The organism is Actinomadura oligospora ATCC 43269 (genome assembly GCF_000518265.1).
Classification (GTDB): domain Bacteria; phylum Actinomycetota; class Actinomycetes; order Streptosporangiales; family Streptosporangiaceae; genus Spirillospora; species Spirillospora oligospora.
Genome location: NZ_KI912413.1, coordinates 23,258 through 39,580, shown reverse-complemented (window position 1 = coordinate 39,580; position 16,323 = coordinate 23,258). Strand labels below are relative to the sequence as shown.

The 16,323-nt window shown below is 67.3% G+C and carries 8 protein-coding genes; 6 read left to right on the top strand and 2 right to left on the bottom strand.

What is annotated here, in order from left to right; translation table 11 throughout:
• Positions 1-308 precede the first annotated feature (308 nt).
• Genes P696_RS57190 through P696_RS53530 form a run of 6 tightly spaced genes read left to right on the top strand, consistent with a single transcriptional unit; the run spans position 309 to position 8,727 of the window.
• Positions 309-1,511, top strand: coding sequence for a conjugal transfer protein TrbL family protein (locus tag P696_RS57190; RefSeq protein ID WP_026416978.1), 1,203 nt, complete (start codon positions 309-311; stop codon positions 1,509-1,511).
• Entirely contained in the window at positions 1,511-2,467 is a 957-nt protein-coding gene (locus tag P696_RS0141775) for a PrgI family protein (protein WP_026416977.1), read from the top strand. The genes P696_RS57190 and P696_RS0141775 overlap by 1 nt, the downstream gene beginning before the upstream one ends.
• Positions 2,464-4,215, top strand: a complete 1,752-nt coding sequence (locus P696_RS51820; protein ID WP_051469144.1) for a VirB4 family type IV secretion system protein — start codon at positions 2,464-2,466, stop codon at positions 4,213-4,215. Before P696_RS0141775 ends, P696_RS51820 begins: the two co-directional genes overlap by 4 nt.
• A complete protein-coding gene (locus tag P696_RS56735) occupies positions 4,212-6,596 on the top strand; it encodes a type IV secretory system conjugative DNA transfer family protein (protein ID WP_051469142.1) in 2,385 nt (794 codons plus the stop codon). Before P696_RS51820 ends, P696_RS56735 begins: the two co-directional genes overlap by 4 nt.
• Complete coding sequence (locus tag P696_RS56730; protein WP_051469139.1) at positions 6,596-7,474, top strand: replication-relaxation family protein; 879 nt, start codon at positions 6,596-6,598, stop codon at positions 7,472-7,474. The genes P696_RS56735 and P696_RS56730 overlap by 1 nt, the downstream gene beginning before the upstream one ends.
• Positions 7,471-8,727: a C40 family peptidase gene (locus P696_RS53530; RefSeq protein WP_051469137.1), complete on the top strand. Its 1,257-nt coding sequence runs from the start codon at positions 7,471-7,473 to the stop codon at positions 8,725-8,727. The genes P696_RS56730 and P696_RS53530 overlap by 4 nt, the downstream gene beginning before the upstream one ends.
• Before the next feature lie 108 nt (positions 8,728-8,835).
• Here the strand turns inward: P696_RS53530 and P696_RS56725 are convergent, their stop codons facing one another.
• Entirely contained in the window at positions 8,836-9,492 is a 657-nt protein-coding gene (locus P696_RS56725; protein WP_157430253.1) for a DUF7919 family protein, read from the bottom strand.
• A 72-nt stretch (positions 9,493-9,564) separates the two neighbouring features.
• Entirely contained in the window at positions 9,565-16,284 is a 6,720-nt protein-coding gene (locus P696_RS51795) for an RHS repeat domain-containing protein (RefSeq protein ID WP_157430252.1), read from the bottom strand.
• Between the last annotated feature and the right edge of the window lie 39 nt (positions 16,285-16,323).

The following is a 16,323-nucleotide window of genomic DNA, read 5'->3' as shown; positions in this document are numbered from 1 at the left end:
GGGCGCGGTTGTGCGTCGTCAGTCCGCTGGTCGTCTCTGTGCTGATCGGGCTGGGCGTAGTCCTGCACGGGCCTGCGGTGCTGGAGGCGCGTCTGGTGTCGGTGGATGAACCGGCTGATCCCGTGCCGTCTCCGGGGCCCGAGCCGAGGCCGTCGCTGGAGCCGTCGACCGGCCGGTCTCCCTCTGGCTCTCCTCAGCCGCCGTCGTCCGGGGCAGGAAGCCCGTCGTCACCTGGCTCGGATGGTGGGTCGCCCGGCGACGGCTCCTCGTCCGATTCCGGGGACGACAAGAAGTGCGACCCGCTGGACATGCCCTGCAAGATCGGCGGCGCGATCGACTCCTGGTTCCTGTCGCTCGCGCGGTCCTCGGTCAAGTGGGCGTTCGGCGGGATGGGTGACAACCTCATCCAGACCCCGGAGTTCGCCCGCTTTCCGCGCGTCCAGGCCGCGTGGCGGCAGTCGCTGTGGATCGCCGACGCCTGTTTCGTGCTGCTGCTGGTGGCCGGTGGGCTGCTGCTGATGGGGCACGAGACGGTGCAGACGTCCTACTCGGTCAAAGACGTCGCGCCCCGGCTGGTGGTGGCGTTCGTGACCGCCGAGTTCAGCAGCGAGATCGTCGAGCAGCCGGTGCACTTCGCCAACGCTCTGGCGCGGGCGCTGGCAGGGCCGGGCGTCAACCCGGACGCGGCGGCGAAGGTCCTGGCCGACCGGCTCGGCCATCACCTCAGGTCTGGGGCCGTCTTCCTGGTGATCCTGGTGCTGGTCGCGGCGTTCTTGGCGTGCATCCTGGCGGCCACCTACGCGATCCGCGTCATGGTGCTGATGGTGCTGCTCGTCGGGGCTCCCCTGGCGCTGGCGTGCCACGCGCTGCCGCAGACCGAGGCGATCGCGCGGGTGTGGTGGCGGATCCTGGTCGCGGTTCTGCTGACGCAGGTCGTCCAGTCGCTGGTGTTCCTCATCGCGGTCGAGGTGCTGTTCACGCCGGACGGGTCCAGGGCGTTCAGCGACAACGGCCAGTTCTGGGACATGGTCCTGGTGATCTGCCTGCTGTACGTGCTGGTGCGCGTTCCGGTGTGGGTGTGGCATCTGGTCGTCCAAGGCGCCGCTCCGCGGAGCCCTGTCAGCCGGGCGGGCACCTTCTTCTACATCCGTTACCAGGTCAACCGTGCCCACCGTCGATTCGGCGGCGCGGGCCGGAGGCGGGGTGGAGGAGGGCGACGGCCGGGCGTCGGAGGAGGGCGACCGGGTGGCGGTGGCCGGGGCCAGGCGCGGCAGCCTGGGCCTCGGCCATTCCGGGCGCAGCCCGCGTACTACCAGTCGCATCCCGGGTCGCCTTCGGCGCAGCCGGGCGGGCAGGCGCAGCCTCCTCGCCAACCTTCACCCCGGCCGACGCCTCGACCAGCGCCTCAGCCGCCGCCGAGATCCGCGTCAGGTTCGGCATCCAGTCAGGCGCGCCCGTCTTCCCGGCGTGGCCCGCTACCCCGGACGAGCCGCCGAGGGAGGGGCGCGTGATGCACGACGACACTCGGGTCCTGATCCCGGCTGATCTGGAGCGGGAGGACCGGCTGCTCTGGGGGCTGACGGCCCGGCAGCTGGCGATTCTTTCGGTGACCGCCGTGACCTCCTATCTGGTGTACGGCGTCGCGTCCCGGGTCACCCCGCAGACGGTGGCGCTGGCGTGCGTCGTGCCGCTGGTGACCGTTGGTGCTGCGCTGGCGCTTTTTCGGCGTGATGGGGTCGGCCTGGATCAGTTGGTGGTCGCGGCCTGGCGGCAGAGTCGGATGCCGCGCCGTCAGGTGTTCGCTCCCGAGGGTGTGCCTGGCCCGGCTGAGCTTGGGCCTCGGTTGGACGAGCCGCTGCCGGGCGTGCTGAATCTGCCGGTCCGGTCCGTCCGCCGGGACGGGGTGCTGGACCTGGGCGGCGACGGCGTCGCGGTGATCGTGGACTGCTCGACCATCAGTTTCGCTCTGCGGACGGATGAGGAGCAGCTCGCGCTGGTGGCGGCGTTCGGGCGCTGGCTGAACTCGCTCACCCATCCCGTCCAGGTGGTCGTGGTGGCCGAGCGCGTCAATCTGCGTCCGGCGATCGTGCGGCTGCGTGCTGACGCGCCCGCGTTGCCGCATCCGGCGTTGGAGCGCGGGGCGTTGGAGCACGCCGCGTTCCTTGAGCGCCTGGGCGCGTCGCGCGATCTGCTGCGCCGCCGAGTTCTGCTGGTGCTGCGCGAACCCCACGATGCCCCGGGTGGCCGGGATGTCGCCGGGGCCGCGGGGCGTGTCCTGCGTCGCGCCGAGGACGCCGCTCATGCGCTGGGAGCCGCGCAGGTCACCGCCCGCGTGCTGGATGCAGCACAAGCCGCCGCCGTTCTGGCCGGATGCCTCGACCCCGGCATGCCGCCTGGTCTGACCGATCTGGCCGCGCCCAACGAGCCCGTCACCGCCGCCCGCCTGTTCAAGGAGGACCAGCTGTGATCCGCCTGAGTCGTCACGTCGCCGAGCCGTCGCAGGTGCCGTCCCCTGCAGTGGAGATCGCGCCCCGTCACCTGTGCCTGGACGGCAGCTTGTGCACCACCTTCGCCGTGGTCGGCTATCCGCGCGAGGTCGGCCAGGGCTGGTTGCAGCCGCTGCTCACCTATCCCGGGCGGCTGGACGTGTCGGTGCACGTCGAGCCGATCCCGCCGCTGGTGGCCGCCGATCGGCTGCGCCGTCAGCTCGCCCGGTTGGAGTCCACCAGCCGGGCGGACGCCGATCACGGCCGCCTGGTCGACTTCGAAGCCGAGGCCGCCACCGAGGACGCCTACGAACTGGCCTCCCAGCTCGCCCGTGGCCAGGGTCGGTTGTTTCGCGTGGGGTTGTACCTGACGGTGCACGCGCCCACGTTGAAGCGGCTGGAGGCCGAGGTTGGACGCGTCCGCACGCTGGCGGCGTCGCTCCTGCTGGACGCCAAGCCCGCCACCTTCCGCACGTTGCAGGGCTGGACGAGCACCCTGCCGCTCGGGACCGACCGGCTGAAGCTGCGGCGCGCGTTCGACACCGCAGCGCTCGCGGCGTCCTTCCCTTTCACCTCGCCCGATCTGAACACCGAGTTTGGTGAGCATCCGGTGCTGTACGGGGTGAACGCCGACTCGGCGTCGCTGGTGATGTGGGACCGGTTCGCCCAGGACAACCACAACAGCGTGATCCTGGCGCGCTCGGGTGCGGGCAAGAGCTTCCTGGCCAAGCTCGAGGCGCTGCGGAACCTGTACGCCGGGGTCGAGGTCGCGGTCATCGATCCCGAGGACGAGTACGGGCGTCTGGCGCGCGCGGTCGGCGGGGCACATCTGCGGCTGGGCGCGCCGGAGGTGCGGCTCAACCCGTTCGATCTGCCTGTGGGCACGCGTGCGGAGTCCGATGCGCTGATCCGGCGGGCGGTGTTCATCCACACGCTGCTGGCCGTCCTGCTCGGCGAGGCGATGGACGGCGCGACCAAGGCGGCGTTGGACCGCGCCGTCCTGAAGACCTACCGACTCGCCGGAATCACCGCCGACCCACGCACGTGGCGACGCCGTCCGCCGCTGCTTGGCGACCTGGCCAAGACCCTGGCCGCTGATCCGGACCCGCACGCGCGCTCGCTGGCCGACAGGCTCGCGCCGTTCACCTCCGGCAGCCACAAGACGCTGTTCGACGGGCACACCACGACCCGTCCCGACTCCCATCTGATCGTCTTCTCGCTGCGGGCCCTGCCTGACGAGCTCAAGGCGGTCGGCACCCTGATGACCTTGGACGCCATCTGGCGGCGGGTGTCCGACCCGCGTAACCGGCGTCCACGGCTGATCGTGGTGGACGAGGCGTGGCTGCTGATGCGCGACGCCGAAGGGGCCAAGTTCCTGTACCGGATGGCCAAGGCCGCCCGGAAGCACTGGGCGGGGCTCGCGGTCATCAGCCAGGACGCCGCCGATCTGCTCGGCTCCGACCTCGGCCAGGCCGTGGTCGCCAACGCCGCCACCCAGATCCTGCTCCGCCAGGCCCCGCAGGCCATCGACGTCATCGCCGACGCGTTCGCGCTGTCGGACGGCGAACGCGGCCTGCTGCTGTCGGCCGAACGCGGACGCGGCCTGCTCACCGCCGGATCCCAGCGGGTGGCGTTCCAGGTGATCGCCAGCGACGCCGAAACCCGCATCGCCACGACCGACCCCGCAGAGCTCGCCGACCTGGACGAACAGGAGGACGACCTGCTGTGAACCCTGACCCCTGGTTCGTCCCCCGGCTGCTGCTGTCCTGGCTGTACAGCCACTACCTGATCGTCGCGCCGCTCCTGATCGCCGCAGACGTGGCCCGGTATGCCGTCCTTCGCGCGCGCCACCGGCGGATGGCCGCTGGAAGCCGCTGCATCGAGATCCAGCCACCTCCGCAGGCCGACCTGGCCAGCGCGCACGCACTGTGGAGCAACCTGATGGGGCTGCTGCGCCCGGCCTGGGCTCGCGTGGTGTTCGGGCAGCCGCATCTGGCGTTCGAGTACGCCGCCTTCGACGCGAGCGGCATCCGCATCCGGCTCTGGGTACCCGCCAACGTGCCGGACGGCCTGGCCGAGCACGCTATCGAAGCCGCCTGGCCGTCCGCCCGCACCACCACTATCCCCGTCGACGAGGCCGTCCCAGTGCCACCGTCGCGATGGACGTCCGGCGGCTGGCTGATGCTGGCGCGAGGCGAGCATCTTCCACTGAAGGACCGCCACAACAACGACCCGCTCCGCGCCTTGATCGGCGCGGCGTCAGCGATGCCCTACGGCCAGCATTCCTGCGTGCAGATCCTGGCTCGTCCCGCGACCGGCCGCCGCCTGGCCTCCCTGGACCTGCTGGCCGTCGAACGTCATGCTCGCGCCCTGCTCACGCTCCTCGGGCCGGTCCACCGTCGCGTGTCAGTGCCGAAAGGCCGGGACATGACCGACCGCGCCGATCAGCTCGAGCACGCCGCCCAGGCACGCGCCGCCGCCGACAAGGCCGCCCAGTCCCGCTACGCGATCGCCATCCGATACGCCGTAGCCGCCGCGCCTACCGACCGTCCCCTCAACGCCGAAACCGAAGAGGCTCGCCGCAGCGCCGTCGTCGGACGCGCGCACGCGATCGCTTCCGCCTTCGCCGTCTACGCCGGTCACAACCGGCTGGAGCGCCGCCGCCTGCGCCGTCCCGCTCAAGCCCTCAACGGACGTCACCTGGGACGCGGCCAGCTGGTCTCGATCTCAGAGCTCGCCGCCCTTGCGCACCTGCCGCTGGACGACACCGTTCCTGGGCTGAACCGCGCCGGAGCCCACTCCGTCGCGCCTTCCTCGGCGATCGCCCGCCACGGCCCCGACGCCAAACCCCTCGGGGACTCCGACGCAGGCAGCACCCGGCCTGTCGGGCTGCGCGTCGCGGACGCCGTCCACCACGTCCACGTCATGGGCCCGAACGGCACCGGAAAGTCCACGTTGCTCGCCCAGATGATCCTGGCCGACGCCAGCGCCGGGCGCGGCACCGTGGTCATCGAGGCCAAGGGAGACCTGGTCACCGATCTCCTCGGGCTGCTCCCCGAAGACTGCGCGAACCGGGTCGTGCTCATCGACCCCGATGACCGGCATCCCCGTCCCGCCCTGAACGTCCTGCAGACCTCCCACCGAGGCGGGGACATCGCGATGGCCACCGACAACCTCGTCGGGATCTTCCGCAAGATCTACGCCGACACCTGGGGACCCCGCACCGACGACATCCTGCGCGGCTGCTGCCTCACCCTTGCCCAGCGCGGCGGCACCCTCGCTGACATACCCGCCCTGCTCACCGACCCCGCCTACCGGCGGCGGCTCACCGCAGGACTCGCCGACCCGCTGCTCCGCGGCTTCTGGAACTGGTACGAGGGACTGTCGGAGGCCGCCCAAGCCCACGTCACCAGCCCCATCATGAACAAGCTGCGCGCGTTCCTGCTGCGCCCGTTCGTCCGCGACGTGCTCGGATCGGCCCGATCCACCTTCGACATGACCGACATCCTGGACGGCGGCATCCTGCTCGTCCGGCTCCCCAAGGGCGTCCTCGGCGACGACACCGCCCGCCTGCTCGGCTCGATGATCCTGGCCCAGGCATGGCAGGCCGCCGCCCGCCGCGCACGCCTCGGCCACGCCCGCGCGCACGCCGCCGTGTACGTGGACGAGTGCCACAACTTCCTCACCCTGCCGCACGCCCTGTCGGACATGCTCGCCGAGGCCCGCGCCTACCGCGTCTCGCTCACTCTGGCCCACCAGTACCTCGACCAGCTCCCCCGCGCCCTGCGCCAGGCGATCTCCTCCGACGCCCGCAACAAGATCTACTTCGCGCTCTCCCCCGACGACGCCGCCACGGTCGCCACCCACTTCCGGCCGACACTGTCCGCGCACGACCTGGCCAGCCTCGCCGCCTTCCAGGCCGCCGCCCGCCTAGTCGTCAAGGCCGCCGAGACTCCCCCGTTCACCCTGCGAACCCGCCCTCTCCCGGAACCCGACCGCGAACACGCGGACCGCATTCGCGCCGCCGCCAGCACCGCCCACGGCCGCCGCCCGGAAACCGCGGCGGCACGCCCCGACGATCCCCGCCTCACACCCAACGAAGGAGACTGATGCCCGCACGCCGCTACACACCCGCCGTCCTGGCCGCGCTCGCGCCCCGCATCACCAGCCGCGACCGGCACGTCCTGCGCCTGGTCTGGGAACACCGCGTCCTGACCGCCCCGCAGATCGCCCAGATCGCCTTCGACTCCGACGACACCGCCCGCAAGCGCATGCTGCGCCTGCACGAGATGAGCGTCGTCGAACGCTTCCAGCCCAACCGGCCCGTCGGCGCGGGCAGCGCCCCCTTCCACTACGTCCTCGGGGAGGCCGGAGCCGCCATCCTCGCCGCCGAGGACGGCACCGACCCCGCCGACTTCGGCTACCGCCGCTCCCACGCCCTGGCCATCGCCTACTCCCAGCGCCTGAACCACACCATCGGCGTCAACGGCTTCTTCACCAACCTCGCCCACACCGCCCGCCACACCACCGGAGCCCGCCTGGACGCCTGGTGGGCCGAACACCGCTGCACCAAGATCTGGGGCCAGCACGCCCGCCCCGACGCCTACGGCCGCTGGACCGACCAGGGCGACCACCTCGACTTCTTCCTCGAGTACGACACCGGCACCGAAACCCTCGACAAGGTCGCCCGCAAGCTCGACGGCTACGCCGCCCTCACCGAAGCCACCGGCATCACCACACCCATCCTGTTCTGGCTCCAGGGCCCCCGCCGCGAAGCCAACCTCCGCGCCCGCCTGGCCTCCCGCCCCGCCGCCCACCGGCTGCCCATCGCGACCGCCTGCCCGTCCCCGCTCGTCCACCCCGGCGACGACACCCCCGCCGGACGCTTCTGGCTCCCCCTCGACATCGGCTCAACACGCTGCCGCCTCGCCGCCCTCACCCGCGCCCGGCCCCAGTCGACCTCGAACACGCCGGAACGCACGTCGTGATCCTCGCCGGAGCCGGAATCAAACTCGCCGCCGCGAGCGGCGTCCTGGCCGGAGGCGTCGCCGTGGTCACCGGCGCCGCCTCCGGCGGCTCCCACCTCAACGACCTGACCCACCAGCCCGACACCGCCACCACCATCTGCGACTACGCCACCGACCCTGGCCCCGATCCCCACATCGCCGAAGACACCCGCACCACTCACCGCCTCAGGCTGGACGCCGCCCAGGCCGCAAACGCCCGCGTCATCATCCACACCGCCACCGAACAGCACCTACCAACCCGTGCCGCCGTCATCGCCATCGCGACCGCCCTCCAGGAATCCGACCTCGGCCGCGACCTGACAGGAGACCACGGCACGTCCTTCGGCCTGTTCCACCAGAAGCCCACCAGCGGCTACGGAACCCGCACCCAGATCCTCAACCCCCACCACGCCGCCCGCGCCTTCTACTCCCGCCTCACCCACCTCGACGACTGGCAGCGCCTCCCCCTCACCCAGGCCGCCCAAGCCGTCCAGAAATCCGCCACCCCCACCGCCTACGCCCACCACGAACCCCGCGCCACCAAAATCGTCCGAACCCACGGCACCGCCACCCCGCACCTCACCGCCAGCACCAAGAACGAGATCCGAGCCGGGCTCATCACCACCGCCGCCAGCAAGCTCCCCCGCGCCAAAGCCCTCGCCCAGATCACCCGCACGCTCCACGGCGCTCCCCACCCACCAAGCACCGACGACATCACCAAGCAGTTCCAAGCCGACGCCGACAAGCTCTGCACCCAACTGGTCAAAGACACCTCAGGCCAGCCCAGCGTCCCCGGAGGTTCAGGCCGCGGCGTCCTGGCCATCCGCGCCGCCATGACCCAACTCGGCGTCCCCTACTCCTGGGGCGGCGGCGGACCAAGCGGCCCCGGCACCGGCATCGCCCAAGGCGCCCACACCGTCGGCTACGACTGCTCCAGCCTCGCGCAATACGCCTGGGCCAAAGCCGGAGTCCCCATCACCCGCACCACCGACACCCAATGGCACGACGGCCCCCACATCCCCCGCACCCAACTCCAACCCGGCGACCTCATCTTCTTCGCCAACAACCCCGGCAACCCCGCCACCATCCACCACGTCGGCCTCAACATCGACGGCAACCGCATGATCCACGCACCCCAAACCGGCCGCACCGTCGAAATCACCCGCTGGCGCGGCAACTCCTACTACGAGAACCAGTACGCCGGAGCCGTCCGTCCAGCCGCTGGTCGCCAGTGATTTCGTCTCAACCCAGGATAGTCCATTATTTTTTGCAGCAAACCTCCACAGCAGATGCCTAATCAGGCACGGCCCGGAATCAAGGCAGCGTCTCCAAGATGCCACCTCTTAAGATCGACGCATGTATTCAGACACGCCGAACTGGATATGGTCCGAAAATTCCTCGAGATGAATATCTGCCGAAAATCCATGCGACATGACCTGTCCGATGGAAATTCCAATCTCCTCCCAGGCCGCATCAGACAAGTCTTCGTCATTGGCGGCAAATTTCAAGACCTCCACGACTCGTGGATCCTTCCACTTGGGCAGGTCGACAACCGCCTCAGCCCTGAGATCTACCGCCGCCTCTTGATTGCAAACCATCTCACAGAGAAGATCTGCGCGAGAATCCCACTCAAGCGGATCAAAGTTTTCCAACTCGAGGAGGAATTCGGATGGTGGGCAATAATCATGGCTTTCAATGTAATGGAATATCATCATGGGGGCCGCATAAGTTGCCCCATTGTTCGAATAATATCGATATTCTCCATTTCCCGCGAAAGTCGACCCTTCGGGACAGAACTCACATTCATGGACGCCGAGAGTTAGGCCGCCTAGACGATTCGATGCATTCATCAATAGCTCGAACTCTCCCGGAAGAATTATCCGCCCACACCCCTGTATCCCATACTCGGTTCCCAGCCAACCAATATTCAGCATCGGGACCGGAAATTCATCATAACTATAAGAAGTAAGATCTATATATTCCATCAGCTTGCTCCACAAGTAGCCAACCCCTGGAGCCCCCTCAACAAGAGGGTACCCCAGGGGTGATTGAGCATCCTATGCTATCAGGCGCTATCGCTTTCGTTTCGGCCCTCGGCAGGCCGCCCAATGACACCTTCCCATGTTCGGCCCTAGAAGTTCACTGAGCTTCGTGGGTGTATCCACGAGCGTAGCTCCGCGACGATAATAATCACCAGGGTCCAGGCGACTCAGTGTGTAGTCAGGAACAACGTCCCCCTCATTGGCTACATGGAGCGGCTCCTGGCGCCCACCTGCGATCGAATTTCCCAATGTTTTTTTGATCTTATATCCATGCTCACCATAAAAAGCGAGACTGGTCCCAGAGGGAATTTCGATCATTCCATCACCCTTCCGCCAATCTCCGTGTCCATGGAATACAGTTTCACCATCGGAGCGGAAAGGAAGCGGCGAGGGAACCGGGCCATCTATCCCCCTCCCCCCGGAGGAGGATAGATACTTGCCACCACCTCCTGTCGCGATTTCCCCCGCCGGCAGCTTGAAGCCGCCTCGCAATCCGCCGCTGCCAGCAACACCTGCTGCACCGTCGCGACCTGGCATGAACCCGTCCATGGCCAGGTCGAAGTACCGCTTAAGCGGCCCCTTGGTGCACTGGAACCCACCGACTTCGCAGATCGTCTTGGCGTACGTGTTCAGGATGTCGATCTGGCCGACCGAGCAAGCCCCGCCAAGTGCGCCGCCTTCGCCGCCTGGCTGACAGCTGGGTAGGCCCGCTTTGGCGACGTAGTCGGATTTCTTGGCCATCTTTGACATGGCGACAAGTGCAAATCCCGCGAGGGCTGCCTTGCTCGGGGCGTGGATCGTGTAGGTCCCGATTGTGCTGTTGACCGGTGTGACGGTGTCGCCGACTGGTTGGCCGCAGTCCAGTCCGCACCCGCCGGTCATGGTGGGGTGGTCTTGGCCAACGTTGGTGATTCCTTCACCACAGCGGTCGGGTGGGCAGAGCCCGCTGGGGTCGGAGGAGGTGATGGGGGTGTTGTCGGCGTAGGCGTAGCCGTTCCACGATTGTGGGTCGGTGTTGTCGAAAACGGGGTCGACGCTGATGAACCTGCCGAGGCTGGGGTCGTATTCGCGGGCACCGAGATGAGTCAGCGGGATGGCGGTGGGGTTGTTGATGCCGTCGACGAATCCGCGGGTGCCGGTCCAGGAGCCGATTTTGCCTGCGCGTTCGCTGCCGAAGGGGAGTTGTCGGCGGATAGCGACGCCTTGAGCAGGGTCGGTTCCGGTGTAGGAGGCGTCGATCTGTACTTCGTTGGTGCCCTGGTGGTCGCTGGCGAGGAAGCGGACCTTGCCGTCGCTGGTGCGTTGGGCCACGTTGGCCCCGCTGAAGTTGTAGTAGCGGGTTCCGGTGGCGGTGGTGGCTCCGGTCGCCTGCCGCAGTTCCATGCCGGGGAGGTAGAGGGTGGCGCCGGTGGAATCCTTCTGCAGCAGCCGGTCACCGTCGGCGTCGTAGACGAAGCTGGTGTCGCCTGTGCCGACATCGGTGATCTTCGCGAGGGTTCCGTCGTTGTCCCAGGTCAGGTTCTCGGTTTTGCCGTCGACTGTGCGTCCGGTGATGTTGCCGGTCTCGTCGTAGGCATACTTGTTGGTGCCGGCCTTGCTGCCGGTTTGAGTCACATCTGTGATCTGGTGGCCGACGGTGGGGGGCTTGTAGCTGCGAGTGAATGAGGTGGTGGGGTCGGCGTAGGTTTCGTCAGTGCGGTTACCGGTGGCGTCGTAGGCGAAGGTCTGTTTGTAAGGGGCGGGTCCTCCGGCGGTGGCTGAGGCGGCGTCGCTGGCGCAGGTCGCGGTGCCCTGGGCCCAGGCGGCGGTCAGACGGCCGAGAAGGTCGTAACTGAAGCATTGGTTGTCGACGCCGGCGCGGCTGGTGTCGTTGATCGCCTTGATGTTGCCGGCGTCTTGGTAGTCGTAGATGGCGTAGCGTTCCAGACCGGCGATGTTCTCGCGTTCGGTCGTGGAGGTGTGCAGCCGGTCGGTGCCGGTCTCGTAGGTGTTGGTGATCCAGGTGTGCTTGCCGCCGGTGGACAGCTCGAGTTGCTCGGGCTTACCGGTGTAGGAGTAGCGGGCACCGGTGACGTACCCGGTCATCTTCATCGGCCGACCCAGTCGGTCTGCGTCGTAGCCGAGTGTGACGGTCTCACCTGTGAGACCGCCTGCGGCGGGGTAGGACTGGCTGGCGAGGGTCCCGTCGAGGTTGTAGGTGGTGCCGAAGACGTAGGTGCCGGCGAGTTTGTCCTGGCCCGGAGCCGTCGGGACCACCATGTAGGTGCGGGTGGGGCGGTTGAGACTGTCGTAAAGACTGACGGCGGAGGTGTAGGTCAGGCCACCGGCGTAGCGGTTGCTGCTGGTGGGTTGGCCCTTGACGACTGTGTCGTAGGTCCAGTCAGCGAGCTTGGTGCCGGGGTTTCCAGCGGTGACATCGGCGAGGCTGGTCTTGCGGCCGAGATCGTCGTAGCTGGTGGCGATCTTCTTGCCGCGGGCGTCGGTGGTCTGGGTGAGGCGGTCCAGGTCGTCGTAGGCGTAGCGGGTGGTTCCCGAATCGGGGTCAGTCTGGGAGGTCTTGCGGCCTCGGACGTCGTAGCCGTAGCTCCAGGTGGTGGCGGGAATGGTGCCAGCCTTGCCTGGGCCGGTGATGGTGGCGGGTTGGCCGGTCGGGGTGTAGGTGTAGGTGGAGAACAGGTAGTCGCTGGCGCCGGTGCCGGTGTACTGGCGGGTTTCGACGGTGCGGCCCTGAGCGTCGGTGATGTTGGTGGTCTTGGTACCGCCCGCAGGTGGGGTGACCGTGGTGGCTTCACCGGTGTAGCTGGTGGTGGTCTTCCACTTCTCCACCGCCTGGCTGCCGTTGCCGACCCAGAAGTGGTCGGCGGTGAGGCGTCCAAGGCCGTCGTAGTCGTAGGTGTGCTGGGATTCGACGTCGCCGGGCGTGTCGATGCCGAACAAGTCGGGCGTGGGGGCGCCGCCGGCGTAGTAAGTGTCGTAGGTGCGGGCGGGTTTGCCCAGCGCGTTGTAGAACGTCTCGGCGACCAACCTGCCACCGTTGGGCCCGGGTGCCTGAGTCTGGCGGGGGCGCAGCAACCCGTCGTAGAAGGTGTAGCTGGTGGCCTGGGTGGAGTCGTTGTGCAGCGTTTTGGTGCCGACCGCGACGATCTTTCCCGGCTCGATCTGGTAGGTGAACTCGTAGTTGGGAGTGATGGCGATGCTGCGGCCGGGCAGCCAGACCTTGCTGGTGCGCCCCAGGGCGTCGTAACCGGTAGTAGTGGTCTTGCCACCCTCATTGGTGCTGGTCAGCGGTTGCCCGAAGGCTGGTTCGAGCGTTTGGCTGGTGACGAGGGGGGTGGCGGTGCCATTGATGGTCACCGGTGGCGAGCTGATGGAAACACCGGTGGTGAGGCCGCCTGAGGCGGGGCTTTCGGTGTAGGTGGTGGTGGTGGTCTTGTCTACTCCGCTGCCGGTGGTGTTGTTCGTAGTCACAGCAGTGAGTTGGCGGCCGAAGTTGTCGTAGGTCGCTTTGGTCGCCTGAACGAAGGCCAGCTGAGAGGCAGTAGTGCCAGTCGCCGAAACCTTGTCAGTGCGGGTCACCAGACCCTTGGTCGGTATGGCGCCGAGGGTGCCACCATCGTAGTAACTGCGGTTGGCGGAGATCAGCTGCTTGGTGTAGTCGACGCTGCCCTTGTCCGCACAGGACGCCGCGACGGTCTGCACCTGGGCCGGGAGGTTCATGATCCAGCCGCTGGTGTCGCCGGTACGCGCGTAGCTGGTGTTGGTGCACTGTTCATCGCCGGTCTCGACGACGTTGCCGAGATCGTCGACCTCAGTCGGGGTGCCGGTGACGGGGTCGAAGACATTGGTGACGGTCTTGGTCTGACGCCAGGAACCGTCCGAGAGTTTGGTGAAGCTGCGGGTGGATTTGGTGCCGGTCTGATTGGCTGTGATCGTTCCCCAGGCACGCGACTGCGAGGCGGTCTGGTTGTGCCAGGGCTCGGACACGGTCTTGCCAATGACGACACCGTCGGCCTTGTCGAAGGTTTCCGAGCGGATCCGGAAGCCCTGCGCCGAGTCATGGTCGAGGTAGCTGGCACCTTCCCCATCGGGAACCAGAACCCCTTGGGTGAAACCGTCGGAGCTCTTGTCGCCGTCCATGCCGCGCATGTAGTAGGCGGCGGTCTGGGTCATGAGGTTGTTGTCACGGCCAGCGCGGGTGATGACCTCGCCGTATCCGCGGTACTGCGACCAGGTCTTGAACTTGGCCTTGGTCAACCCATCGTCGTCGGCATAGTGCCAGGCCGCTCCACCCTGGTAGTCGTAGGTGGTCACGGCACTGTCGACGGCATAACCAGTCAGGTCGGACTGCTTGACGGCCGTGACGACGTATTTGTTGTACCAGTTGGTGACTGTCTTCTCGGAATCCCAGGTTCCGGTGGGGTCGATCTCAATGACCGGGAAGCAGCGACTGGTGTTGCCCTCTGGGCTGGGGAACTTGCCGGGAGCGCAGCCTTCTCCCGAGTAAAAGACCAGGGTATCCCCACCGTTCTCATCGTCGATGGACTGCAGCCGGTACCGGTAGAAAGTGGGGAAGTAATCGCCCTCCACATCCACGCGATTGGGCATCTGGCGGTAGCCCAGCTTGACCGGCGGGAGCTTGATCTGCTGCCCACCGGAGTCGGTACCAGCCAGGCCGGTGTGCTGGATCGAGGTCAGCAGCAGGTCCCGGTCGGCGTCGGCGTCGCCCCAGTCGTGGGACAGGTTCCAGGAGTCGACGTCACGGAAATCCGAACCATCGCTCTTGATGACCCTGGTGGTGACGTTGGTCAAACGCTTGCGGGTCCAGAACGTGGGTGACAGCGAGCCGTGGTTGTCCTTGCAGTCCTGCCCCGAGTCACAGTGCAGATCCCAGGGAGTGTCCTGCCATAGCTCCGGATGTGCGGAGATATTTGATGGGTCGCAGTCACTGCTGGTGGCGGAGATGCAGCGTTCGGCAGTCTTGAACTTGACCTGGGCCGGGGCGTGAGCAGGCCACAGGTTGTCCGAGCGCAGACCGTAGTCGACGTGGTCGAGCCAACCGCCGCGGACGTAGGGGGTTTCGTCGGTCTCCTTCAGGTTCTTGCCGTAGTTGTTGGTCTCCTTGTTGTAGTAGTAGACGATCGCGTTGCCGCGCGGGTCCACCACGTAGTCCAAGTTCCACCGGTATGCCTGGTCGCATGAGGAGTCGGCGAAGCCACTGGCGTTGTAGCACGGGTCGCCGGAGTGCACGCCGAACACCGGGGTGGTCCAGGCCGAGCTGGTGGTGGGCTTACCGGCGGTCCAGGTGTTGCGGCCGAAGTAGTACTGGACGCCGTCGGTAGTGGTGACCTTCCAGTACTCACCGTTGTCGTCGCCGTTGGCGGCGCCGGTCAGCTTCTCGATCCGGGTGCCGTCATCGTCCTTCAGGTGCCATTTGCCCTTGCCGTCGGGGATGAGCTGGCCACCCTTACCGCTCCAGGTGAGCGCCGCATTGTCATAACCCCAGCATTGGTCTCCGGGGTAGCCGTTCTCGGTCGTGTTCTTGGGCGCCCCGGCGTCCTTGCAGGATTCATAGCGGCGCTCGATGTAGCCGGGCCACAGATCGAAGCCCTCGCCGATCCAGGACGGCTGATTGCCAGTGTTGCTGGTCCGGCCGTCAGTTCCGGCCGAGTTGTAGGTCAGTGCGAGCTTAGGCGTCAGACCACCCGGCACCGGGGGAACGCGCATGGGGTAGGACCAGCTGAAATCCCCCGTGTTGCCGCCGACGTTCCAGGTGGAGGACGGTGCAAGGTCGGTAGCGTTGAAGCTGCCGTTCGTCCCGGAGGATGTTGCGGCTGCGACGAGGACCGTGGGCTGTTCGGCCGGTTGCACCTGAGCAATCCCTGGCTGTTTGACCTGGGAAGACGCGGTCGCAGTCGGAGAGGCAGCAGGCGAACTCGAGGCGCTCGGTCGCCCTGTGGGTGAGGGAGAAGGAGAAGGCGAGGACGAAGGCACCTCGACAGGCGCCGCCTCGACATCAGCTGCGAGCAATCGGCGTGTGCCGTCGTTGAGCGATGGGATGAGGACGGCCTTGTGACATTCAGGTCGTTGGGGAGTGGACAGCACGCACGCCGGATAGCGCGACAGCCGCAGCCGCGTCCCATAGGCACCACCAAAGGCCTGGGCGAAGCTTGAGTAGTCCAATCGAACACCCACGGCCCCGGGCTTGGCTCCCCCAGTGGCGGGCATGTCGGTGCGCCCGACTGTGAACACCAGGCCCTCGATTCCGGCCTTGCGTGTCACCGACTGGTCGAGAACGCTCACCTGCACCTGACCCACAGGATCTGCTGCCAGCTTGGGGGTCTTCTTGTCAGCGGGCAGTTGTCCTGGAGCCATGACCGAGATCGGAGACGTCCCGACTTGAGCGACCTGAAGGGTTGAACGGGCCGACCGTCCGTTCGCGGACGGCGTCTTGGGCACTGCGACTCGGTCAGTAGACGCCTTGGGCCAGCTAACCTTCGGCTTCGCCGTCACCAGGCCACGTGTCGTCGTATTCGGCGTCTTGGCCTTCAGGCTGTGCCCACTGACCTTCCGATCCGCCTGTGGCACCGCGGGACGATAGGGAGCCGCAAGTGCGGGGACCGGAGTCAGCAGCGAGGCCGCCGCTGTGACAGCAGTCGCGGCTGCGATGTGACGCCGAACTCCGCCGGTGCCCGCCAGCGGGAATCTGATTTTTCTGGAACGTCCCAGGGGGGTGCGTCCGGTGAGCTTCACCGTGTCCTCCGCGCATGGTCATGCCGCCCTATCGAGGGG

What these genes read in the sequence shown, in the direction of transcription:
- P696_RS57190 (WP_026416978.1), top strand. Translation starts at nt 309, where the DNA reads ATGCCCTGCAAGATCGGCGGCGCGATCGACTCCTGGTTCCTGTCGCTC.
- P696_RS0141775 (WP_026416977.1), top strand. Translation starts at nt 1,511, where the DNA reads ATGCACGACGACACTCGGGTCCTGATCCCGGCTGATCTGGAGCGGGAG.
- P696_RS56730 (WP_051469139.1), top strand. Translation starts at nt 6,596, where the DNA reads ATGCCCGCACGCCGCTACACACCCGCCGTCCTGGCCGCGCTCGCGCCC.